Genomic DNA, 22314 nt, shown 5'->3' with positions numbered 1-22314 from the left:
AGTCTCGGCTGTGACCCCCATCACCACCACTCTTGGAGGGTTCATGCGGATAACGGTCACCGTCGACGGCGTCGACTACCGCGACGACGTCGAACCGCGCACGCTGCTGGTGCACTACCTGCGCGAGCGACTCGGCAAGACCGGCACGGTCGTGGGCTGCGACACCAGCAACTGCGGCGCGTGCACGGTCCACCTCGACGGCCACAGCGTGAAGTCCTGCGCCGTGCTCGCGGTCCAGGCGAACGGCCGCGAGGTCACCACCATCGAGGGCGTCGCCCGCGACGGGCAGCTGCACCCCGTCCAGCAGGCGTTCCACCAGAACCACGCGTTGCAGTGCGGTTTCTGCACCCCCGGCATGATCATGCAGGCCATCGACCTGCTCGCGGACAACCCCGACCCCGACGAGGACGAGGTGCGGCACGGCCTGGAGGGCAACCTCTGCCGCTGCACCGGCTACCAGAACATCGTGCGCGCCGTGCGTGACGCCGCGAAGAGGATGAGCCCCGGCTCCGGCCCCGAAGCGGAGCGCGTGGACGAGACGGCGCTGGTCGACCGCGCCCCGATGCACGCCGGGGGTGGCGAATGACCGCCACCGCCGAACCGGAAGCCGGCGCGCGGGAGATCGGCCAGGCCCGCCGCCGCAAGGAGGACGCCCGGCTTATCACCGGCGCGACCCGGTGGACCGACAACATCCAGCTCGCCGGGATGCTGCACCTGGCCGTGCTGCGCAGCCCGGTCGCGCACGCCCGGATCACCTCGATCGACGTCACCGAGGCCGTCCGGATGCCCGGCGTGCTGCTCGCGCTCACCGGCCAGGACCTGGCCGCCGAGCAGGGCAGCCTGCCGTGCGCGTGGCCGATCACCGAGGACATGCTGGCGCCGCCCGCGCCGTCGCTGGCCGTCGACCGGGTGAACTTCGCCGGCGAGGCCGTCGCCCTGGTCGTGGCCCGCAGCGCCGCCGAGGCGCACGACGCGCTGGCGCTGATCGACGTGGACTACGAGGACCTGCCGGTCGTGCTCGACCTGGCGGAGGCGGTCGGACCGGACGCCGACCTCGTCCACCCCGACCTGGGCACGAACAAGAGCGCCACCTGGGTGTTCGACTCCGCCGAGGCGGGCACCGGGTCCGACGTCGACCGGGCCGTGGCCGACTCGGAGGTGGTGGTCGAGCGGACGTTCCGCCAGCAGCGGCTGATCCCGGCGTTCATGGAGCCCCGCTCGGTCGTGGTCGACCCGTCACCCGACTCGGTGACGATGTGGTCGTCCACGCAGGTGCCGCACCTCCTGCGGTGGATGCTGGCGGCCGTGCTCGGCATCCCGGAGCAGCAGCTCCGCGTCATCGCGCCCGACGTCGGCGGCGGCTTCGGCGGCAAGCTCCAGGTCACGCCGGAAGAGGTGCTGACCCTGCTGGTCGCGCGCCGGCTGGGCAAGCCGGTCAAGTGGACCGAGTCGCGCACCGAGTCGATGCTGTCCGGCCACCACGGCCGCGACCAGCTGCAGCGCATCACGATCGCGGCCCGCCGCGACGGCACGGTCACCGGCCTGAAGGTGGACCTGCTCGCCGACATGGGCGCCTACCTGCGGCTGATCTCGTCGGGGGTGCCGATCCTCGGCGCGTTCATGTTCAACGCCATCTACAAGTTCCCGGCCTACCGGTTCACCTGCACGAACGTGTTCACCAACAAGGTGCCGACCGACGCGTACCGCGGCGCGGGACGGCCCGAGGCCACGTTCGCCATCGAGCGGATCATGGACGAGCTGGCCGCCGAGCTGGGCGTCGACCCGCTGGAGCTGCGCGAGCGGAACTGGATCAAGCACGACGAGTTCCCGTTCACCACGGTCGCGGGCCTGACCTACGACTCGGGCGACTACGAGACCGCCACCGCCCGCGCGAAGGAGCTGTTCGGGTACGACGCGCTGCGCGCGGAGCAGGCCGAGCGCCGCGCCAACGGCGACCAGGTGCAGCTGGGCATCGGCATCTCCACCTACACCGAGATGTGCGGGCTCGCGCCGTCACGCGTGCTCGGCGCCCTGCGGTACGCGGCGGGCGGCTGGGAGCACGCGGCGATCCGGATGCTGCCCACCGGCAAGGTCGAGCTGATCACCGGCACCTCGCCGCACGGCCAGGGCCACGTGACGGCGTGGAGCCAGATCGTGGCCGACCGGCTCGGCGTGCCGTTCGAGGACGTCGAGGTGCTGCACGGCGACACGCGCGTCTCGCACCGCGGCCTGGACAGCTACGGCTCGCGGTCGCTGGCCGTCGGCGGCGTGGCGGTGGCGCTGGCCGCGGACAAGGTGCTGGCCAAGGCGCGCACGGTCGCCGCGCACCTGATGGAGGTCGCCGAGGACGACGTCGAGTTCACCGCCGGCGCGTTCTCCGTGCGCGGCACGTCCACGACCATGGCCCTCGGCGACGTGGTGGTGGCCGCGCACGTCGCGCACGACCTGCCCGACGGCGTGGAACCCGGCCTGGACGCCGAGGCCACGTTCGACCCGGAGAACTTCTCCTACCCGCACGGCACGCACCTGTGCGCCACCGAGGTCGACACGCGGACCGGCGCGGTGAAGATCCGCTCGTACGTGTGCGTGGACGACGTCGGCAAGGTGGTCAACCCGATGATCGTGGAGGGCCAGGTGCACGGCGGCCTGGCGCAGGGCATCGCGCAGGCCCTGTACGAGGAGGCGGTGCACGACGAGAGCGGCACGCTCACCACGGCCACCTTCGCCGACTACCTGCTGCCCTCCGCGGTCGACCTGCCGCACTTCACCACCGACCGCACCGAGACGCCCGCGACCAGCAACCCGCTGGGCGTGAAGGGCGTCGGCGAGGCGGGCACGATCGCGTCCACGCCCGCCGTGGTCAACTCGATCGTCGACGCCGTGCGGCACCTGGGCGTCACCGACGTCGAGATGCCGTGCACCCCGATGCGGGTGTGGAAGGCGATCCAGGGCCGCGGCGACGGCGTGCCGACCACGCCCGGCGCGGGCGGCGGCCTCGGCTCCCTCGACTCGCGCGCCGCCGACGAGCGGGGAGGTGCGGAATGATCCCGGCCGAGTTCGACTACGTCGCGCCCACCACGGTGGACGAGGCGGTGCGCGCGCTGGCCGCCGGCGGCGAGGACGCCAAGGTGATGGCCGGCGGGCAGAGCCTCATCCCGGTGCTGCGGATGCGGCTGGCCGTGCCGACCGTGGTGGTCGACCTGTCCGGGCTGACCGAGCTGACCGGCGTGCACGACGACGGCGACTCGCTGCGCATCGGCGCCATGACCACGCACTACGAGGTGCAGCGCGACCCGCTGGTGCGCGAGCACGCGGGGCTGCTGCGGCTGGCCACGGACACCGTCGCCGACCCGCAGGTGCGCCACCGGGGCACGTTCGGCGGCTCGCTCGCCCACGCCGACCCGGCGGGCGACCTGCTCGCGCCCGCGTTGGCGCTGGACGCGGTGATGGTGTGCGCCGGGCCGGACGGCACGCGCGAGGTGCCCGCGGCGGAGTTCTTCGTCGACTACTTCACCACCGCGTTGGCGCCCGACGAGCTGCTCACCCACGTCAAGGTGCCCAAGCTGACCGGCTGGGGCGCGCACTACGAGAAGTTCAACCGCGTGGCGCAGGCGTGGTCGATCGTGGCGGTGGCCGCGGCGGTGCGGGTGGCCGAGGGCCGGATCGCCGACGCGCGGGTCGGCCTGACCAACATGGGCTCGACCCCGGTGCGGGCCCGCGGCGTGGAGGAAGCGCTGGTCGGGCAGCCCGCGACGGCCGAGGCGATCACGGCGGCGGCCACCCGGGCCGCCGAGGGGGCCGACCCGTCCAGCGACGGCAACGCCGACGCCGAGTACCGGTCGCACCTGGCCCGCGTGCTCACCGAGCGGGCGGTGACGGCCGCGGTGAGCGCATGAAGCTCGAGCACCGGTTCGCCGTCCCCGCGCCCGTGCCGGACGTGTGGGCGGCGCTGCTCGACCCGGAGAAGGTGGCGCCGTGCATGCCGGGCGCCACCCTCACCGGGGTCGAGGGGCGGAAGTTCACCGGCACGGTCAAGGTCAAGCTCGGGCCCGTCACGCTGCTGTACAAGGGGACCGGCGAGTTCACCTCCGTCGACGAGCGGGTGCACGCGGCCGTGCTGAAGGCGTCCGGCAAGGACACCAGGGGCAACGGCACCGCGTCCGCCTCCGTGTCCGTGGCGCTGGTGTCGGCCTCGGACGGCACCGAGGTGTCCGTGGTCACGGACCTGAGCATCACCGGCCGTCCCGCCCAGCTCGGCCGGGGTCTGATCAGCGAGGTCAGCGGCAGGATCATCGGCGAGTTCGCGGAATGCCTGGCGACGCGGCTCGCGCCGGCGGAAGCTGAGGAGGTGACTGCTACGGAGACCGCCGCCAAGCCGCACCTGCGCGCCGTGCCCGACGAGCCGATCGACCTGCTCGACACGGCGGGCGTGCCCCTGCTCAAGCGGGTGCTGCCGGTCGTGGCCGGGCTGCTGGTGGTGGCGCTGCTGGTGCGCAGGCTCCGCGGGCGGCACCGCTGAACGCGCGCGGCGGGCGACCGGTCCTCGGGCTGGTCGCCTGCCTCTGCCTGCTCGCGGCCTGCACCGGGTCGCCGGTGGTGATCACGTCCGCGCGGTCCGCGCCCGTGACCACCACGTCGTCAGAGCCGGAGCCGCCGTCGTTCACCCTGGCCGCGGGCGGCGACATCCTGATCCACCCGGCGCTGACCGAGCAGGCCGACGCCGACGGCGCGCGGAACTTCGTGCCGCTGCTGGAGGGGCTGCGCGAGGCGATCGACGCCGACGTGTCGATCTGCCACCTGGAGACGCCGCTGTCCGCGCCGGGCGCGCCGACCTACGGCTACCCGGCGTTCAGCGCGCCGCCCGAGGTCGCGTCGGCGTTGAAGGAGATCGGCTACGACAGCTGCTCCACCTCGTCCAACCACACCCTCGACCGGGGCGCGCCTGCCATCAGGACGACGTTGGACGTGATGGACGCGGCCGGGCTGAAGCACACCGGCTCGTTCCGCTCGCCGGAGGAGTCCGCGACCCCGTTGCTGCTGGACGTGGGCGGGGTGAAGGTCGGGCACATCGCGTTCACCTACGGGTTCAACGGCATCCCGCTGCCGCAGCCGTGGATGGCGAACCAGCTCTCCACGGAGGGCGTGCTGGCCGCGGCGCGCGCGGCGAAGGCGGCCGGCGCGGAGGTCGTGGTGGCGAGCCTGCACTGGGGCAACGAGTACCAGCACGAGGCGACGCCGCAGCAGCGGGAGATGGCGCGGGCCGTCCTCGCCGACCCGGCGGTGGACCTGATCATCGGCACGCACGTGCACGCCGTGCAGCCGATCGAGCAGATCGGCGGCAAGTGGGTCGTCTACGGCATGGGCAACGAGGTGGCCCGCCACTCCGAGCCGCGGGGCATCACGGAAGAGGGCATCGTCACCCGCTTCAAGTTCGTGAAGGGACCGTCCGGCTGGGCGGTCCAGGAGGCGTCCTACGTCCCGACCCTGGTCGAGTTCGGCCCACCCATCCGCGTGGTCGACCTGACCCGCGTCCCGGCCACCCCGCGCCGGGCGGAAGCCCTCGCCCGCACCGACGGCGTCGTGCGCAGCCTGGGCTCCACCATCGCCCACCCGTGACCGGGGCCGGCAGGCCGTAACGCTCCGAAACCGTTGGGGCGAAACGGAAAACCACTTGTCACCCACTCAGTTATTACCGGCCGGGATCCCGAGCCGGGCAGAAGACGTACGCGGCCGGCTGTGCTCCACTCGATGGGCGAACATTCACGGGCAGCCACTGCGACGAACGTCGTGACGCCCACTGTGGAGGGAGGCTCCAATGTCTGTTCACACCTTGACCCTGCCGGTCGCCTCGCCCGGCGACCTGGCGCGGCTGAGCACGCTGGTGGCGGAGCCCGAGTCGGAGTTGTCCGACCCGCCGCTGCCCGTGCCGAACGCCGCCGGCGTCCTCCTGCTCGGCCTGCTGCTGGCGCTCTCGCCGGGCACGCCGAAGGAGCCCGCGAAGTAACGCCCACCGTCCGAGCTCGAACGAACGTGCGACGGGAGTGCCGTGGACGCGTCGTCCTGTGCGCGTGACGCCGCGGACCTGGCCGGTCGGGTGCTCGGCGCGCTGAGGGGTGGCGGTGGGGTCGACCTCGCCGCCTTCCTCGAGTCGCGCGCCGACCCGACCGCCGGGCTCGGCGCGGTCCGGTTGGTCGGCGCGGACGTCTTCCTGCCGCACGTGGTGCTGAACCGCCCGCTGGACGCCCAGGACGTGGAAGTCGTCACGGCGTCCCTCGCGGTGTTCCCGCCGGTCGCGGAGCCGGCCGCGCCGGAGCAGCGGGTGATGGCCTGGCACGACTGGTCCACCGCCCGCCTGCTCGCGCGCGTCACGGGCGACGCGGCCGTCGCGACGCCCGAGGACCCGGCCGGCGTGCTGGGCCCGGCGCGGGAGTGGGCGCGGTGGTCGGTGGCCGTGGCGCAGCTGTCGTCGTTGGCCCACCCCGGCGCGACCGGTCCCGTGGTGGACGCGGTGGTGGCGCAGCCGCTGGCCCTGTGCCGGGGCGTGCTGCGGACCGTGCTGCGGCGGGACTTCGCCACCGCGAGCCGCCTGACCCGCTGGGTCGCCTTCGTGCACGCCGCGGGCGCCCCGCTGCCGTTCAGTCCGGTGATGCTGGTCGAGCACGTCGCGTTGCGGGTGGGCCCGGAGCCGCGGCGGCTGCTCGACCTCGCGGTCGCCCGTCACCTGGTGGGTGAGCCGTGACCACGGTGGTCCACATCGCCCACGACGTCACCGCGGGAGCCCTCGGCTGGTTGCACGCCCACCGCGAGCTGGGCGCGTTCGAGGACGACGCCACCGCGGACCTCAACGACCCGAACGGGGTCTACAAGTCGCTGTGCGAGCTGGCGCTCGTGTCGTCGCTGGTGCTGCGCGAGGGCGTGGCCGGCACGGCGGAGCAGGCGGCGGCGCGCGAGCTGCTGGACTTCTCCTGGGGCCAGTTGCGCGACGGCGACCTGCTCTACGAACGCCAGCTGCGGCACGCCCTGCTCACCGACCCGCTGGAGACCTACGTCCACCACGCCCGCAGCGGCTACCACCACGAGTCGCTGGAGGAGGCCCTCCGCGAGGGCTCGGCCGCGGACTCCCTGACCGAGGTGCTGCCCAACCGGAGGCTGGCCGTGGCCAACGCCCACCGCGTGGTGGGCATCCACCGGGACGACGACCTCATGGCCATGCTCCGGCAGACGTGGCTGGGTCGCACGCCGCAGCCGTGGGCGCTGGACTGGTACACCGCCTACCACCTCACGCACGCCGTCTTCCACTTCACCGACTGGGGCGCGCTGCCGGACGCCCTGCCGGCCGACGTGGTCGAGTACCTGGAGAACTGGCTCCCGGTGTGGGTCGACGTGTGGGCGGAAGCGGGGCAGTGGGACCTGCTCGGCGAGTTCCTGATCGTGGGCGCGTGCCTGCCCGAGCCGCGCTGCGAGGTGGCCGAGTGGGAGCTGTTCGCGAAGGCCCAGCACCCCGACGGGTTCGTGCCGCGCGACACCGACCCGGTCGTCGACGACCCGCGCAAGCGGTTCCACGACCACCAGCACACCGCCGTGGTGGCCGCCGTCGCGGGCACGCTGGCCATGTCCCGGTTGCTCGGCAGCCGCACGTGAGGGACCTGGTTGAGCACCTGCCGGCCGCCGCGCCCGACGCCACGGGGGTGGCGGTCGCGCTGCGCCAGGGCGACCGGGAACTCGTCCTGGTCGGCGGCACGACCGGTCGCCGGGCGTCCTCGCCGGTCACCGGGCACACCCGCTTCGAGCTGGGCTCGCTGACCAAGACGTTCACCGGCCTGCTGCTCGCCGAGATGGCCGGGCGGGGCGAGGTGGACCCGGCCGACCCCGTCCGACGCCACCTGCCGCCGGGATCGGTGCCCTTCCTGGGCCCCGACGTCACCCTGGAGCGCCTGGCCACCCACACCTCCGGCCTGCCCCGCCTCCCGCCCGGCCTGCTGCCGCGGGCGGCGCCGCGCTGGCGCACCAACCCCTACCGCGACTTCGACGCCGACGACTTCGCCGCCGCGCTGCGCCGCACCCGGGCCCGCGCGCCCGGCCGCTACCGCTACTCGAACTTCGGCGGTGCGCTGCTGGGCGAGGCCCTGGCCGCCGCGGCGGGCCGGCCCTACGCCGACCTGCTGGCCGACCGCGTGCTGCGCCCGCTGAACCTGACCGACACGGACTGCTCGGCGTCCGCGCAGGTCACCGGGCACCTGCGGGGACGTCCCCGGCCGCCGTGGGAGATTCCCGGCCTGCCCGCCGCCGGCGCCCTGCGCTCGTCGGCGCTCGACCTGCTGCGCTACCTGACCGCCCACCTGCCGCCGTTCACCGGGCCGCTGGGCCGGGCCGTCGCCGACGCCGCCCGGCCGCGGGTGTCGGCCGGCGACCACGAGGTGTGCCTGGTGTGGAACCTGCGCCGCCGAGCGGGCCGCGAGCTGCTGTTCCACTCCGGCGCCACGCGCGGCTGCACGGCGTTCGCCGCCTTCAGCCCCTCCACGTCGACCGCGTTCGCCGCCCTGGCCAACGCGGGTCCGACCGTGGGCGGCACGTTCGTGCAACGCTGCTACGACGCCGCCTGGTCACTGGTCGACCGCGCCGCGAGCCGCACCTCCAAGCCCCTCGTGTCGAACACCCAGGACCCCTGAACCCCACGCTCAGGACCCGGCGCGGACCCGGTCGAGACGGGCCAGCCACCGGGCCGCGGTCACGTCGTCGGCGGCGAACTCGGCGAAGCGGTCGGGCTCCGGGGCGCGCGCCGGCACGGGCAGGTAGCCGTCCACCGGCAGCAGCGGGTCACCGGTCACGTCACCGTCCATCAGCGACAACGTGCCCAGGCCGCACGCGAAGTCCAGCTCCGGCAACGCACCCGCCAACGCCAACCCGGCCGCCATCCCGACCGACGTCTCCACCGCCGACGACACCACGCACGGCAGCCCGCACGCCTGCGCCACGGCCAACGCCCGCCGCACACCGCCCAGCGGCGCGACCTTGATCACCGCGATGTCCGCCGCACCGGCCACCGCCACCTTCAACGGGTCCTCCGCCCGCCGGATCGACTCGTCCGCCGCGATCCGCACGTCGACCCGCCGCCGCACCGCCGCCAACTCCTCGATCGACGGGCACGGCTGCTCGACGTACTCCAGGCCCTGGGCCGCCCGTTCCAGCTCGCGGATCGCGCGCACGGCCGCGTCCACGTCCCACGCCATGTTCGCGTCCACCCGGATGGCACCGGACGGCCCGAGCGCGTCCCGCACCGCCTCGACGCGCGCCAGGTCGTCGGCGAGCGGCGTGCCCGGGTCGGCCACCTTCACCTTCGCCGTGGCGCAACCCGAACGGGCCACGATGGCGTGCGCGCGTTCCGGGGAGACGACGGGAACCGTGCAGTTGACCGGGATCCGGTCGCGGACCGGCGCGGGCCACCCCTGCTCGGCGGCCTCCAGCGCGCACGCCAGCCACGGCGCGCACTCGTCGTCGGAGTAGTCGAGGAACGCGCAGAACTCACCCCACCCGGCGGGCCCTTCCAGCAGCACGCCCTCGCGCACCGTGATGCCGCGGAACCGGTTGCGCATCGGGATCGAGTAGACCAGCACCGGACGAGCTTAGAGCGGGTCCAGCGCGGCGACCCGGCGCAGTGCGGCGCCGGTGAGCTCCGGGTCCAGCTCCTCCACGACGATCCGCAGCGCCGACTCGAACTGGTCGAGGCGACGGTCCAGTTCGGCCAGCTCGCGGGTCGGCTCGGCGATCGCGGCGGCCAGGCCGGGCCGGTTCTCGGTCCGCCGCAACGCCTCCCGCACCGGCTGGCTGTCCCGCAACGCCAGCAACGCCCGCCACAGCAGCAGTTCCACCCGCGCGACCCGCCGCGCGTCCAGGTCCCGCATGGCGTCGAAGTGGGCGCACAGGCGGCCGGCGCGGCGGCGTTGGCCGGGATCGGTGAACTGCTCGCAGTGCACGACGTCCCGCGCGTCGGCCGCCAGCACGACGTCCCACTCGGACGGCCGCGCCCAGACCCGTTTCCCCTTCGCCGCACGGCGGATCGCGTCGAGGTCGGCCTCGGGCCGCCACATCCACCAACGGGGTAACGGCGCGATCCGGGTCACCGGTCCTTAATAGCGTTCTTCTCCCGGAGCGCAAAATCCTCGGGCCCGCCCCGACCCGGAGGCGGGTCGGGGCGTCCCGGTGCGTCGGCTCAGCCGACCTCGGGCAGCTTCGGGCCGAGCAGGTCGTCCGCGTCCACGATCTTGTACGCGTAGCCCTGCTCCGCCAGGAACCGCTGCCGGTGCGCCGCGTAGTCGGTGTCCAACGTGTCCCGTGACACGACCGAGTAGAAGTGCGCCTGCCGACCGTCGCCCTTGGGCCGCAACAACCGGCCCAGCCGCTGCGCCTCCTCCTGCCGCGACCCGAACGTCCCCGACACCTGCACGGCCACCGACGCCTCGGGCAGGTCGATGGAGAAGTTCGCCACCTTCGACACCACCAACGTCCGCAGCTCGCCGCGCCGGAACCGGTCGAACAGGGCCTCGCGCTCCTTGTTCTTCGTCGAGCCCTGGATGATCGGCGCGTCCAGCGCCTCGCCGAGCGACTCCAACTGGTCCAGGTAGGCCCCGATCACCAACGTCGGCTCGTCGGGGTGCCGGTCCAGGATCGCCTTCACCACCGGCAGCTTCGTCCGGGCCGTGGAGCACAGCTTGTAGCGCTCCTCCGCCTCGGCCGTCGCGTACTCCAGCCGCTCGTTGTCGGTCAACGTCACCCGCACCTCGACGCACTCGGCGGGCGCGATCCAGCCCTGCGCCTCGATGTCGCGCCACGGCACGTCGTACCGCTTCGGCCCGATCAGCGAGAACACGTCGCCCTCCTGGCCGTCCTCGCGCACCAGCGTCGCGGTCAGCCCGAGGCGGCGGCGCGACTGGAGGTCGGCCGTCATCCGGAACACCGGCGCGGGCAGCAGGTGCACCTCGTCGTAGACGATCAGGCCCCAGTCCCGCGAGTCGAACAGCTCCAGGTGCTTGTACTCGCCCTTCGACTTGCGGGTGATCACCTGGTAGGTCGCGATGGTGACCGGCCGGATCTCCTTGCGCTCGCCGGAGTACTCGCCGATCTCGTCCTCGGTCAACGAGGTCCGCGCGACCAGCTCCCGCTTCCACTGCCGACCGGCCACGGTGTTGGTGACCAGGATCAACGTGGTCGCGCCCGCCTCGGCCATCGCCGCCGCGCCGACCAGCGTCTTGCCCGCGCCGCACGGCAGCACGACCACGCCCGAGCCGCCGGCCCAGAACGCCTGCGCGGCCCGGCGCTGGTAGTCGCGCAGCTCCCAGCCGTCCTCGACCAGGTCGATCGGGTGGGCCTCGCCGTCGACGTACCCGGCCAGGTCCTCCGCCGGCCAGCCGATCTTGAGCAGCAGCTGCTTGAGCCGGCCGCGTTCGCTCGGGTGCACGACCACCGTGTCGTCGTCCACTCGCGCGCCCAGCATCGGCTTGACCTTCTTGTGCCGGAGGACCTCCTCCAGCACGGCGCGGTCCAGCGAGTTCAGCACCAGGCCGTGCGCGGGGTGGTTGGCCAGCTGGAGCCGGCCGAACCGGCCCATCGTGTCGACCACGTCCACCAGCAACGGCTGCGGCACGGGGTAGCGGGAGAACCGGACCAGCGCGTCGACCACCTGCTCGGCGTCGTGGCCGGCGGCGCGCGCGTTCCACAGCGCCAGCGGCGTGATGCGGTAGGTGTGGACGTGCTCGGGCGCGCGTTCGAGCTCGGCGAACGGCGCGATGGCGGTGCGCGCGTCGTCCGACAGCGGGTGCTCGACCTCCAGCAGCAGGGTCTTGTCCGACTGGACGATCAAAGGGCCGTCGGTCACGGGTGCGCGCTCCTGTCGCTTGGTGTCCTTCAAGTGTGCCTACCGCGTGCAAGTCGAAAGCGGACAGTACGCGCACGTGCACGCAACGCTTACGGACTCGGTTCGGTAAAGCCGCGTACGCCCTTGTGGTGCAGCCGATAGCGTCCCTGCGCCCCACCGCGACCCTACGCGCGGATGCACTGGGGCCCTCCCCGGATGAACGAAGGTCCACATGAGCACGGACATGCCCGCGTCCGCACCGCAGTACCAGAACGGTCCGCAGCACCAGGGCGCCCCGCAGTTCCACAACGCCCCGCAGGGCCAGCCGATTCCGCCTGCGCCGAAGAAGAAGGGCATCGTCGCGCGCATCCTCACCGCGATCATCGGTATCGCGGTGGCCGGTGTGGTCGTCTACGGCATCAACTACTTCACCAGTGACGCGGCGCAGACCAAGGCCGGCGACTGCGCGAACGTGACCGGCACGAACACGAAGCCGGAGTTCAAGACCGTCGACTGCGGCTCCGCCGAGGCGAACTACACCGTCGGCCAGGTGCTCGACTCCACCAGCGCGAAGTGCGCCGGCGAGTACTACGACGAGTACACCGAGTCCGCCCGTCGTGGCCCGGACTCGAAGCTGTGCCTGGTGCCGAACCTGGTCGAGGGCAGCTGCTACGACCTCGACAACACCTCGCAGATGGGCTACCCGGCCGTCGACTGCGGCAAGGCGGGCACGGTCAAGCTGGTCAAGCTGATCAAGGGCACCGCCGACGAGAGCGCCTGCACCGAGGGCGCGCCGCTGACGTTCCCCGAGCCGAAGACGACCCTCTGCTTCGCGCCGACCGAGGAAGCCTGACCCGGCTCGCGAGCGCGCGGCCGTCCCTGACGTCCTGTTCCGGCAGGACGGGGCGGGACGCCCGCCGAGCCGCGAGCGGCTGATCCACCTCGCGGGTGCGCGTGGCGCTACCTTCTGTGGCGTCACGCGCACCCGTCCAGCGAGGATGATCATGAGCAACGAGCCGAGTCGACCCGCCGACGACGACGCGCCGACCGGGGCCGCCGGCGATCCCGCCGCCCGTCCCGACGTGCCGCCCGCCGACGCCGAGCGCATCGCGGCCTCGCGGGACGCCGCCGCGTCGGCCGACGAGCGGGACCTCGCAAGCCCCGCGTCGTCCGGTCTGGGCTCCGGCCCCGGCTCCACCGAGCCCGACGACACCGCCCCCGAGCCGGGCTCCGCCGCCGGGGAACGCCCGGTGGCCGGCAACGAGCCCGTGACGCCCGCCGGCCCGACCGCCGTGCCCGGCGCGCGACCGGCCCCCGCCGCGGACCCCGTGGCCGAGCCCGCCTCCCAGGCGCCCGCGGCGAACGGGACCGGCAAGCCCGGCGGCGGTGGCCGGAAGATCCTCATCGGCGTGCTGGTCGTGCTGCTGATCGGCATCGTCGTCTACGGCGTGCGCTACCTCACCAGTGATCCCGCCAACGCCGAGGTCGGCGACTGCGTCAGCGTGTCCGCCGAGGCCGACAACCGGGCCGAGGTCGACACCCTCGACTGCTCCGCCGACGAGGCCTCCTACAAGGTGGCCAAGGTCCTGGAGACCACCGACGCCACCTGCCCCGAGGACGGCCTCTACACCGAGATCGTCCCGGCCGCGAGCGTCGGCGACGGCTACAAGCTGTGCCTGCTGCCCAACATGGCCGAGGGCTCCTGCTACAAGCCCGACGAGGGCACCGGGTTCGTCAAGACCGGGTGCACCGGCCCCGAGACCATCAAGGTGGTCAAGGTCATCGAGGGCGCCGCGGACCTGGAGGCCTGCCCCGACGGCGCGGGCATGGCCTACCCGGAGCCGCCCGTCACGTACTGCCTGGCGCCCGCCGAGATGTGACGCCCGTGACCACCGGCGGGTGAACCCGCTCAACCCGGCGCGCGACCGTGCCGATGCCCTGTTCCATGCGGAAGATCGGGTGGGGCCTCGGGGTGGTCGCGGTCGTGGTGGCGGGCGCGTTCGCGTTCACGCTGCTCACCGGCGGGCCCGAGCGCGCCGAGCCGGGCGGCTGCGGGCACATCGAGAAGGCCGAGAAGGGCGTCGCCAGGTACCGGCCGCTCGACTGCGGGGCCCACGAGGCCAACGTGCGGGTGGCCAAGGTCGTCGACCAGGGCTCGCAGTGCCCCACGGGCGGCGCGCCGTACACGGTCTTCACGCTCGCGGAGACGTTGTGCCTGATGCCCAACTTCGTGCAGGGCGCCTGCTACCAGGGCGACCGCGAGTCGGGGATGAAGAAGGTGGAGTGCACGGCCGCCATGGCGATCCGGGTGGCGAACGTGGCCCGTGAGCCGGTGGAGTGCGCCAACGGCCAGAAGTTGACCTACGTGGAGCCCTCCGTCACGTTCTGCCTGGTCCGCGCGTCCGACAAGGGCTGAAATCGCTGCGCCCACGCGGCGCGCGAGGGTACGTTCCGCTCGTTCGCAGTCGAGAGGAACGCCAGGTGACCACCCCACCCGACCAGCCGCCCCACGGCTTCCCGCCACCCCAGCAGCCCGGCTGGGGTCCGCCGTCGTCGCCGCAGGGCTTCCCGGCCCCACCGCCCTACCCGCACCAGTCGTACCCGCAGCAGCCCCACCAGCAGCCCTACCCGCAGCCGGGGTACGGGCAGGAGCCCGGTCACGCGCAGCAGGCCCCCGGCTACCAGCCGATGCCCGGCTACCCGGACCAGCCGCCGCAGTACGCGCAGCCCCAGCACCCTGACCAGGGCCAATTCCCGGGCGGGCCCCAGTACCCGGGTCAGCCCGGCCAGTTCGGTCAGCCGGGTCAGCCAGGTCAGTTCGGCCAGCCCGGCCAGCCCGGTCAGTTCGGCCAGCCCGGTTACCCGCAGCAGTTCCCGCCCCCGCCGGCCAAGGGCACGTCCCGCGGCGCGAAAGCGCTGGTCGCGGTCGTGGCGCTGGGCATCGTGGGCATCGTCGTCGCGGGCATCATCGCGAACATCACCGGCCCGTCGGGCGCCGAGGCGGGCGACTGCATCAAGGTCATCTCCGCCTCGGTCACGGACGCCGACGTCGAGAAGATCGAGTGCTCGTCGCCCGAGGCGGCCTTCAAGGTGGCCGCCAACCTGGACAGCAGCACCGACTCCTGCCCGCCCGGCGACTACTCCGAGTACTCCGACCGTGGCGGTCGGCGCAGCAACGGCTTCAAGCTGTGCCTGATGCTCAACGCGGAGGAGGGCGACTGCTTCAAGGAGGACGGCACGATTGTCGCGGCCAAAACCACCAAGGTGACCTGCGATTCGAGCGCCTCGTACAAGGTGGGCAAGGTCGTGCGGGGCCGGGCGGACGAGAACGAGTGCGAGAGTGGCGACACCGTGACCGTTTACTCACAGCCCGCTACGACGATCTGCTTGACGGAAGCTTGATCGAGTGACCGCGTCGTGACGCGGTCGCCGCCGGATCGAGTTCCAACCGACGCGGAAATCGAAAAGAACAAGGGGCCTTCCCGCAATGGGAAGGCCCCTATCGCACGAGTTTCGCTGACGGTGAGTCAGTTGGTGGTTCCAGGCGGCAACAACCCGCCGACGTCCAACCGCTCCGGCAGCACCTCTTCGGTGTCCATCATGTCGGCGACGCGCTGCAGCCGGACCGGGTTGAGCGACAGCGGGAACGTGCCGACGGACACCAGCGCCGCGGTCTGCTGGTCGACGTCCATGTAGCCGGTCAGCGCGTTCTGCACGGACAGCTTGTCGTTCGACGCCGCCTCCTGCGCGTCCCGCAGGACCTGCCGGAACAGGGCCAGCGTGCGCGGGTTGCCGTCGGCGAACTTCTTGCTCGACGCGTACCCGGACATGGGGAAGTCCTTGGTCGGGCCGACGGCGGTGTCGGTGAGGATGCGCGCACCTGCCCCTGCCTGGGCCTGCGTGATGTACGGCTCGGTCATCCACGCCGCGTCGACCTGCTTGGCCTGCATCGCGGAGACCATCTGCTCGAACGGCATCTCGGACGGCCTGATCCGCTGCTTCTCCACGCCCGCCGTCTTGAGCACGGCCTTCGTGGTCAGCGCGCCGACGTCACCGGTCGACGGCACCGCGATGCGCGGGTTGGGCAGCTTGCCGGGGCTGTCGTAGTTCGGGTCGAGCGTGACCAGCGCCATCGTGTTCGCGCCCGCCTGGTACGCCTCGCCCTGCAGCTGCAGCTGGGTGCCCTCGGCGTAGCTGCGGAACAGCGTGACGTGCGTCGCCCAGGTCAGGTCCAGCGTGGTGTCGAGCTGCTTGATGCCCTCGGACTCGTTGTTCAGCGGCACCAGCTGCACCTGCAACCCGGCCTTCTCGAACAGCTTGTTGTTGAACGCGAGGCGCAGCGGTGCGACGTCCACCACCGGCAGCACACCGATGCGCAGTGTGTTGCGTTCCACCTCGGGGCGGCTGTTCCCGTCGGTGCCGGGGATCAGTCCGCACGCCGTCAAGGTGGCGGCACAAGCGAACAACGCTGCCGCACGTCGCAGAACACGCGCTGGGGTAGGCATGGCACCTCTCGCCGGGATGACCTCGAGAGCGGGGTCTTTTGATCAACGAATTTCTCGACGCACTTGTCGATGTCCGGGATGGTAACCACCCGGAGGTATGAAACGACAGCCCTGCTCCGATACGGTGAGTGCTTCCGGAGTCTTCCCCGGGGCTGGGGTCGAGCACTACGCTCCCCGGCTGGTGGCACAGGTCGTCGCAGACCGTCGTGTCCCCGCGAGGGGTGGGGGTGACTAGCCGGCACCACCGCTCCTGTGCTGCAATTCGGCCCGAATTCGAGTCCATGCTTCGGTCCGCGGGGGAGAGGCCGGAACCACTGCTGCCGGAAGAGGAAGCCCAGGGTGGCCCGTCGAGAGAGAGGTCCCAGCCAGTCAGGCGTGGGGATTACACCGCGCTCCGAAAGGCCCGGAACGGGTGACGGACTGGTTGCGCTGAGTGATGGAACTGTGACCGAGCAAACGGGACCGACGACGGGCTCGACCGCGGCCGGACGGGTCGAGCCGACCCGCACGGCCGGCTGGCGCCTGCGCAACTGGCGACTGCCCACCAAGCTGACGGCCGTCCTGCTGATCCCGACCATCGCCGCGGTCGCGCTCGGCGGCCTGCGCGTGAACTCGGACCTCGCCGACGCGGCGGACCTCAACCGGCTCGCGAACCAGATCCAGCTGGAGTCGGCGGTCGCCGACCTGGTGCAGCAGCTGCAGCGCGAGCGCGACCTGAGCGCGAGCCACGTGGCGTCGGGCAAGCAGCTCGACCGCGTGGTCCTCGACCGCCAGCTGCGCCGCGTCGAGGACACCGTCCAGGCCCTCAACGCCAAGATCGTGGACCTCAGCGCCGACCTCGACGACGAGGTGGTGACCCGGTTCCGCCGGGCGTCCAGCCAGCTCAACCGGCTCAACAGCCTCCGCAACGCGGTCCGCGAGACGCAGTACCCGTCCGACGCCGTGATGCGCACCTACTCCGAGTCCGTGGAGAGCCTCCTCGACCTCGGCGAGCAGGCCATCGCCGGCATCAACGAGCCCGAGCTCGTGCGGCTGCACCTGGCCACCAACGCCATCGCCCGCATCAAGGAGCAGGAGTCGCGCAAGCGCGGCATCATGCTCGACGTCTTCCAGCGCGGCGCGTTCGGCCCGGGCCAGGAACGCCAGCTGCTGGCCGCGAACGCCGAGCTGGACGCGGCCCGCAACGACTTCCGCAAGTCCGCCACGGCCGACCAGGCGAAGATCTACGACGACACCGTCACGGGTCTGATCGTCGACACCGCGAACGACATGCAGGAGACGGCGCTGAACCTGGCCGCCGCCGACAAGCCGATGACGTCGCTGCGCCCGGAGAAGTGGGACATCGCGTCCACGCTGACCGTGAACCTCACCCGGGACGTGGAGAACCTGCTGCTGGAGCAGCTGCAGAACCGGACCGACGAGCTGACCGGCGTGGCCCGCGCCGCGGCGTTCCGCGACTCCGGCATCGTGCTGGGCGCGTTGCTGCTGGCCCTGGTCATGGCGCTGTTCGTGGCCCGCTCGATCCTCAACCCGCTGCGCACGCTGCGCCGCACCGCGCTCGCGGTGGCCGACCACGGCCTGCCCGAGGCGGTCAACCGGATCCTCGCCGACCCGAACCCGCAGGAAGCGGCGAAGACGGCCATCGCGCCGGTGCCGATCACCACCCGCGAAGAGGTCGGCCAGGTGGCCCGGGCGTTCGACGCGGTGCACGGCGAGGCCGTGCGGCTGGCCGCCGAGCAGGCCCTCCTGCGCGACAACGTCAACTCGATGTTCGTCAACCTGTCCCGCCGCTCGCAGGCCCTGGTCGAGCGCCAGCTGAACCTGATCGACCGGCTGGAGCAGGACGAGCAGGACCCCGACCAGCTGGCCAGCCTGTTCGAGCTGGACCACCTCGCCACCCGCATGCGGCGCAACAGCGAGAACCTGCTGGTCCTGTCCGGCACGGACCTGTCCCGGCGGCTGACCCGCCCGGTCCCGGCCGCCGAGGTGCTCGGCGCCGCGGTGTCCGAGGTCGAGCAGTACGCCCGCGTGCAGGTCGGCCAGACCCCCGAGCTCACCGTCCAGGGCCGCGCGGTCAACGACCTCGTGCACCTGATCGCGGAGCTGCTCGACAACGCCACCGCGTTCTCCGACCCGGTGACGAAGGTCACCGTGCGCACCGCCCGCACCCGCAAGGGCGAGCTGGCGATCGAGATCCAGGACCGCGGCGTCGGCATGGGCGAGCAGGAGATCAACGACGCCAACGAGCGGCTGGCCGACCCGCCGGACGTGGACGTCGCGGTGTCCCGCCGGATGGGCCTGTACGTGGTCGCGCGGCTGGCCAAGCGGCACGACATCAAGGTGCGGCTGCGGTCGAACGAGGACATCGAGGGCGGCACCACCGCGCTCGTGCTCGTGCCCGACACGCTGGTCGCCTCGCCCGGCGCGATGGGCTCCCCGATGGGCGCCGAGCCCGCCTCGGCGTTCGGCGACTCCGGTTTCGCGGACGCCGGGTTCGGCGACTCGGCCGGGTTCGGCGACGCCGCTGGCTTCGGCGACTCCGGGTTCGGGACGACGGCGCAGCGCGCGTCCGGCATCGCCGGCGCGTTCGGCACCGGCACCGTGTCGCGCCTGGACGACGATGCGAGCTTCCCGAGCCTGCCGCGCGTCGAGGAGGAGCCGGCGTTCCCGGTGAGCTTCGTGCAGGGCCAGGGCGAGCAGGACCCGGCCCGCGTGCCCGCCTTCGGCGAGGCGCCGGCGTTCGGGCAGGCGCCCGAGGAGACCCCCGCCGAGGTGTCGCAGCCGTGGATGCGCGCGGCGGACGAGCGCGACGTGGAGCGGGAGCCGGAGGGCTCGTTCGGCGAGCCGACCCTGTTCACCGCCTACGAGGACCGCTCCGAGCACGACGCCGACTACGAGCACGGCTTCGAGACCACCCAGTTCGCGCCGCTGGACAGCGGCTTCCTCGTCGAACCGGAGCCCGAGCCCGCCCCGGAGCCCGCGCACCGCAACGGCTCGGCCCCGCAGGCCGCGCCCGCGGCCAGGGAGGTCGACCGCGACCTGGACGCGCCGACCGAGCGGCTGCCGATCTACGAGGCGGTCCTCTCCCAGTGGTTCCAGGCCGTGGGCAGCGAGACGTCGGCGGCGACCGCGCAGGCGGTGCCACCGGCGCCGGCCGCGGAGCCGGAGCCGGTCGAGTCGGCGCTGCCGACCCGCAGGCCGCGCCCGATCCCGCCGGTCGCGCCCACCACGTCGGCCGACCCGCTGCCCTCGCGAGGGCTGCTCGACTCGGGCCAGAACGCCCAGCCCAGGCGCGAGCCGGAGGGCGGTGCGCTGCCCCAACGGGGCGAAGCGACGACCGACCGCGCCGAGGGCACTAGTCTGACCGAGGGCGGGCTGCCCAAGCGGCGGCCCGGATCACCCAACAACCTGCCCAAGCGCGCCGCGGAGGTGTCCCGCGTGACCGAGCCCGAACCGGTCGCCGAACCCGAGCCGGCCGCGCCCGCCGCCGAGGCGGTGTGGGAATCCCCCGCCGACGAGGGCTGGCAGGCGGCACAGGCCTTGCTGAACAAGGCGCCCGAGACCACGACACAGGCGGGGTTGCCCAAGCGGGTGCCCAAGGCTCAGCTTGTGCCGGGATCCGCCGCACCGAAGCCGACGGCCTCGGAGCGGCAACCGCAGCGGCCCCCGCTGCCACCACGATCGGCTGACGCGATCCGTGGACGCATGTCGAGTCTTCAGCAGGGCGTCCGTCGAGGGCGACACGCTTTGATCGACGCTTACGCTGGTGACATGTCGAGCCGGCAAGACGAGGAGCAGGAGTGACGACCGCAGCTCAGCCAGGCAGCTTTGGTTGGCTTATCACCGACTTCGTGCGCCGGGTTCCCGGTGTGGCACATTCCGTGGTCGTGTCGGCGGACGGGCTGTTGCTCGCCGGCTCGCAGGGCCTGCCCCGCGACCGCGCCGAACAGCTGTCCGCCGTGGCATCCGGGCTCGTCAGCCTCACGGCGGGCGCGGCTCGGTGCTTCGAGGCGGGCACGGTCAACCAGACCGTGGTCGAGATGGAACGGGGCTACCTGTTCCTGATGTCGATCAGCGACGGGTCGTGCCTCGCGGTGCTCGCGGCCCCCAACTGCGACATCGGCCTCGTCGCGTACGAGATGACGTTGCTGGTCGAGCGCGTGGGCCAGCAGCTCACCCCGGAGCTGCGCGCGCAGCTCCAGGGCGTGGTTCGGCGGTAGATCCTCATGAGATCGTGGGGGTGAAGGTAAATGGCTGAACGATCTGGCGCCGGCGGCCGACGCTTCGGTAGGAACTTCGACTACCAGGAGTGGGCGGTCGGCGGCTTCCAATTCGCTGAGCCGGATGCCGACCCCGCACAGGACGAGGAAGCCGAGGACGCACCCAACTCGTGGCGAGGCCGCCGGGCGGAACAGGCGCAGCGGTCACGGGTCGAAGGCACAGGGCAGGGGCAAGGCGATATGTCTCAGCGTGAGGTTGACGACTCGTCGTACGACTACGACGACGTTCCCAACCGGTTCGACATCGACGGGTACGGCAGCGGCCTGTTCGGAGGTCCGGGAGCCGATCTCTTCGGCGCGCACGGCCTGCCGGACAGCGTGCCGGAACAGGTGCCCTACACGACCGGCCCGCAGCCGGTCGTGCGGCGCGAGGAGAACCCCGCGGCGGAGTCCGGGTCGCTGGTCCGCCCGTACACCCGGACCGGTGGCCGGACCCGGCCCGACTACGACCTCGCGATCGAGGCGCTGGTGTCGACCAGCGAGCGAGGTCTCGAACGCGACGCGGCCGTGCTCCCCGAGCACCGGTCGATCTGCGGGCTGTGCACCGACACCAGGTCGGTGGCCGAGGTCGCCGCCCACCTCCGGCTCCCGCTCGGCGTGGCCAGGGTGTTGATCGGCGACATGGCGAGCATGGGTTTGGTTTTGATTCATCAGGGTGGCTTGATCACGGGGGACAAGCCGTCCATTGATTTCCTTGAGAGGGTGCTCAGTGGGCTTCGCAGGCTCTAGCCCCAACGCGGCCGATGGCGAACGGAAGCCGACGACCTCCGCGAAGATCGTGGTGGCCGGTGGCTTCGGCGTGGGCAAGACTACGTTCGTCGGTTCCGTGTCGGAGATCGTTCCGCTGACCACCGAAGCGGTGATGACGGAGGCCAGTGCGGGGGTCGACGACCTCTCGGCGACGCCGAACAAGGTCACCACGACGGTGGCCATGGACTTCGGTCGGGTGTCGTTGGACCAGGATCTGATCCTGTACTTGTTCGGGACACCGGGTCAGCACCGGTTCTGGTTCATGTGGGACGACCTGGTGAAGGGTGCGATCGGTGCGATCGTGCTGGTGGACACGCGTCGGTTGGCGGACGCGTTCGCGTCGATCGACTTCTTCGACGACCGGCAGTTGCCGTACGTGGTCGGGGTGAACTGCTTCGACGGTCTGCTGCACCACCGGATCGAGGATGTCCGGGAGGCGTTGACGATCGACCAGTCGGTGCCGATAGTGACGTGCGACGCGCGCAACCGGCAGTCGACCAAGCAGACGTTGATCACGCTGGTCGAGCACGCCATGCGCCAGTGGATGTCGGTCCGCGCGGGTTGATCGGCTTCCCGGTCGGCCGGTGCGGGTGGTGACGGTTTCGCGTCGAAGGGCGGTCTCCTCGTAGGAGGCCGCCCTTCAGCGTCCGTCGACCTGGCTCGGCGACGGTCCTCGTCGGTCGTCCGGTTGGGCCAGGCGGAAGCCGAGGATGAACGCCTGCGTCCGGTTGCGCGCGTCTTCACGGGCGCGTGCCATGTCGCGGCCGGCTTCGCCGTCACGGCGAGCCTTGTCCGCCTTGACGTCCTTCCACGAACGAGCCATCGGCCAGTCCCTCCACGGGCGTGCGTGCGGTCGGCGAGGTGCTCGGGCGAACCTCCGATCGGCCACCGGGACGTCGCGTTCGCACCAGCTCCGCCGATCGCGGCC

Annotated in this window: 22 protein-coding genes; 17 read left to right on the top strand and 5 right to left on the bottom strand. The window is 72.3% G+C overall.

Annotated features, from left to right (window positions below):
• Positions 1-43 precede the first annotated feature (43 nt).
• From ACZ7GX_RS17235 to ACZ7GX_RS17195, 9 genes are all read left to right on the top strand, one after another.
• The gene (locus ACZ7GX_RS17235) at positions 44-586 is read left to right on the top strand and encodes a (2Fe-2S)-binding protein (protein ID WP_498777685.1); all 543 of its coding nucleotides are present in this window, start codon (positions 44-46) and stop codon (positions 584-586) included.
• Positions 583-3045, top strand: coding sequence for a xanthine dehydrogenase family protein molybdopterin-binding subunit (locus ACZ7GX_RS17230; protein WP_498777683.1), 2463 nt, complete (start codon positions 583-585; stop codon positions 3043-3045). The genes ACZ7GX_RS17235 and ACZ7GX_RS17230 overlap by 4 nt, the downstream gene beginning before the upstream one ends.
• Positions 3042-3896 (top strand): FAD binding domain-containing protein, encoded by an 855-nt coding sequence (locus ACZ7GX_RS17225; protein ID WP_498777681.1) that lies wholly within the window; start codon positions 3042-3044, stop codon positions 3894-3896. The genes ACZ7GX_RS17230 and ACZ7GX_RS17225 overlap by 4 nt, the downstream gene beginning before the upstream one ends.
• A complete protein-coding gene (locus ACZ7GX_RS17220) occupies positions 3893-4519 on the top strand; it encodes an SRPBCC family protein (protein ID WP_498777679.1) in 627 nt (208 codons plus the stop codon). The genes ACZ7GX_RS17225 and ACZ7GX_RS17220 overlap by 4 nt, the downstream gene beginning before the upstream one ends.
• Complete coding sequence (locus ACZ7GX_RS17215; protein WP_498777882.1) at positions 4516-5616, top strand: CapA family protein; 1101 nt, start codon at positions 4516-4518, stop codon at positions 5614-5616. Before ACZ7GX_RS17220 ends, ACZ7GX_RS17215 begins: the two co-directional genes overlap by 4 nt.
• A gap of 199 nt (positions 5617-5815) precedes the next feature.
• Positions 5816-6004 carry a hypothetical protein gene (locus tag ACZ7GX_RS17210; RefSeq protein ID WP_498777677.1) on the top strand — a complete coding sequence of 63 codons (189 nt, stop codon included), beginning with the start codon at positions 5816-5818 and terminating at the stop codon, positions 6002-6004.
• A 42-nt stretch (positions 6005-6046) separates the two neighbouring features.
• Positions 6047-6739: a hypothetical protein gene (locus ACZ7GX_RS17205; RefSeq protein ID WP_498777675.1), complete on the top strand. Its 693-nt coding sequence runs from the start codon at positions 6047-6049 to the stop codon at positions 6737-6739.
• Positions 6736-7641: a DUF6895 family protein gene (locus ACZ7GX_RS17200; protein ID WP_498777673.1), complete on the top strand. Its 906-nt coding sequence runs from the start codon at positions 6736-6738 to the stop codon at positions 7639-7641. Before ACZ7GX_RS17205 ends, ACZ7GX_RS17200 begins: the two co-directional genes overlap by 4 nt.
• The gene (locus ACZ7GX_RS17195; protein ID WP_498777670.1) at positions 7638-8669 is read left to right on the top strand and encodes a serine hydrolase domain-containing protein; all 1032 of its coding nucleotides are present in this window, start codon (positions 7638-7640) and stop codon (positions 8667-8669) included. The genes ACZ7GX_RS17200 and ACZ7GX_RS17195 overlap by 4 nt, the downstream gene beginning before the upstream one ends.
• Positions 8670-8678: 9 nt before the next feature.
• Here the strand turns inward: ACZ7GX_RS17195 and ACZ7GX_RS17190 are convergent, their stop codons facing one another.
• The 3 genes from ACZ7GX_RS17190 to ACZ7GX_RS17180 all read right to left on the bottom strand — a co-directional run bounded on the left by ACZ7GX_RS17190 (position 8679) and on the right by ACZ7GX_RS17180 (position 11872).
• Positions 8679-9614, bottom strand: a complete 936-nt coding sequence (locus ACZ7GX_RS17190; RefSeq protein WP_498777668.1) for an o-succinylbenzoate synthase — start codon at positions 9612-9614, stop codon at positions 8679-8681.
• 9 nt (positions 9615-9623) lie between these two features.
• Entirely contained in the window at positions 9624-10088 is a 465-nt protein-coding gene (locus ACZ7GX_RS17185) for a hypothetical protein (protein ID WP_498777666.1), read from the bottom strand.
• Positions 10089-10210: 122 nt separating this feature from the next.
• Entirely contained in the window at positions 10211-11872 is a 1662-nt protein-coding gene (locus ACZ7GX_RS17180; RefSeq protein WP_498777664.1) for a DNA repair helicase XPB, read from the bottom strand.
• A gap of 211 nt (positions 11873-12083) precedes the next feature.
• On the opposite strand from ACZ7GX_RS17180, the gene ACZ7GX_RS17175 reads away from it, so the two are divergent.
• From ACZ7GX_RS17175 to ACZ7GX_RS17160, 4 genes are all read left to right on the top strand, one after another.
• Positions 12084-12704 (top strand): LppU/SCO3897 family protein, encoded by a 621-nt coding sequence (locus ACZ7GX_RS17175; RefSeq protein ID WP_498777662.1) that lies wholly within the window; start codon positions 12084-12086, stop codon positions 12702-12704.
• A 151-nt stretch (positions 12705-12855) separates the two neighbouring features.
• Positions 12856-13731: an LppU/SCO3897 family protein gene (locus ACZ7GX_RS17170; RefSeq protein ID WP_498777660.1), complete on the top strand. Its 876-nt coding sequence runs from the start codon at positions 12856-12858 to the stop codon at positions 13729-13731.
• 65 nt (positions 13732-13796) lie between these two features.
• Positions 13797-14267 (top strand): LppU/SCO3897 family protein, encoded by a 471-nt coding sequence (locus ACZ7GX_RS17165; protein WP_498777658.1) that lies wholly within the window; start codon positions 13797-13799, stop codon positions 14265-14267.
• 65 nt (positions 14268-14332) lie between these two features.
• Positions 14333-15253 carry an LppU/SCO3897 family protein gene (locus ACZ7GX_RS17160; RefSeq protein WP_498777656.1) on the top strand — a complete coding sequence of 307 codons (921 nt, stop codon included), beginning with the start codon at positions 14333-14335 and terminating at the stop codon, positions 15251-15253.
• A gap of 125 nt (positions 15254-15378) precedes the next feature.
• Here the strand turns inward: ACZ7GX_RS17160 and ACZ7GX_RS17155 are convergent, their stop codons facing one another.
• On the bottom strand, positions 15379-16245 hold the full coding sequence (locus tag ACZ7GX_RS17155; RefSeq protein ID WP_498777654.1) for an ABC transporter substrate-binding protein: 867 nt from the start codon (positions 16243-16245) through the stop codon (positions 15379-15381).
• A 555-nt stretch (positions 16246-16800) separates the two neighbouring features.
• On the opposite strand from ACZ7GX_RS17155, the gene ACZ7GX_RS17150 reads away from it, so the two are divergent.
• From ACZ7GX_RS17150 to ACZ7GX_RS17135, 4 genes are read left to right on the top strand one after another with little or no spacing between them, the layout of a single operon-like run.
• Positions 16801-20160, top strand: a complete 3360-nt coding sequence (locus tag ACZ7GX_RS17150) for a sensor histidine kinase (RefSeq protein WP_498777652.1) — start codon at positions 16801-16803, stop codon at positions 20158-20160.
• On the top strand, positions 20157-20576 hold the full coding sequence (locus ACZ7GX_RS17145; RefSeq protein WP_033442969.1) for a roadblock/LC7 domain-containing protein: 420 nt from the start codon (positions 20157-20159) through the stop codon (positions 20574-20576). The genes ACZ7GX_RS17150 and ACZ7GX_RS17145 overlap by 4 nt, the downstream gene beginning before the upstream one ends.
• A 30-nt stretch (positions 20577-20606) precedes the next feature.
• A complete protein-coding gene (locus ACZ7GX_RS17140; RefSeq protein ID WP_498777650.1) occupies positions 20607-21365 on the top strand; it encodes a DUF742 domain-containing protein in 759 nt (252 codons plus the stop codon).
• Positions 21346-21951: a GTP-binding protein gene (locus ACZ7GX_RS17135; protein ID WP_230569779.1), complete on the top strand. Its 606-nt coding sequence runs from the start codon at positions 21346-21348 to the stop codon at positions 21949-21951. Before ACZ7GX_RS17140 ends, ACZ7GX_RS17135 begins: the two co-directional genes overlap by 20 nt.
• A gap of 75 nt (positions 21952-22026) precedes the next feature.
• Here ACZ7GX_RS17135 and ACZ7GX_RS17130 read toward each other — a convergent pair whose 3' ends face one another.
• On the bottom strand, positions 22027-22209 hold the full coding sequence (locus ACZ7GX_RS17130) for a hypothetical protein (RefSeq protein WP_498777648.1): 183 nt from the start codon (positions 22207-22209) through the stop codon (positions 22027-22029).
• Between the last annotated feature and the right edge of the window lie 105 nt (positions 22210-22314).

Source organism: Actinosynnema sp. NPDC037264 (assembly GCF_055603705.1).
Note: the sequence above shows the minus strand (reverse complement) of the source record. Positions and strands in the feature narration are given on the sequence as shown.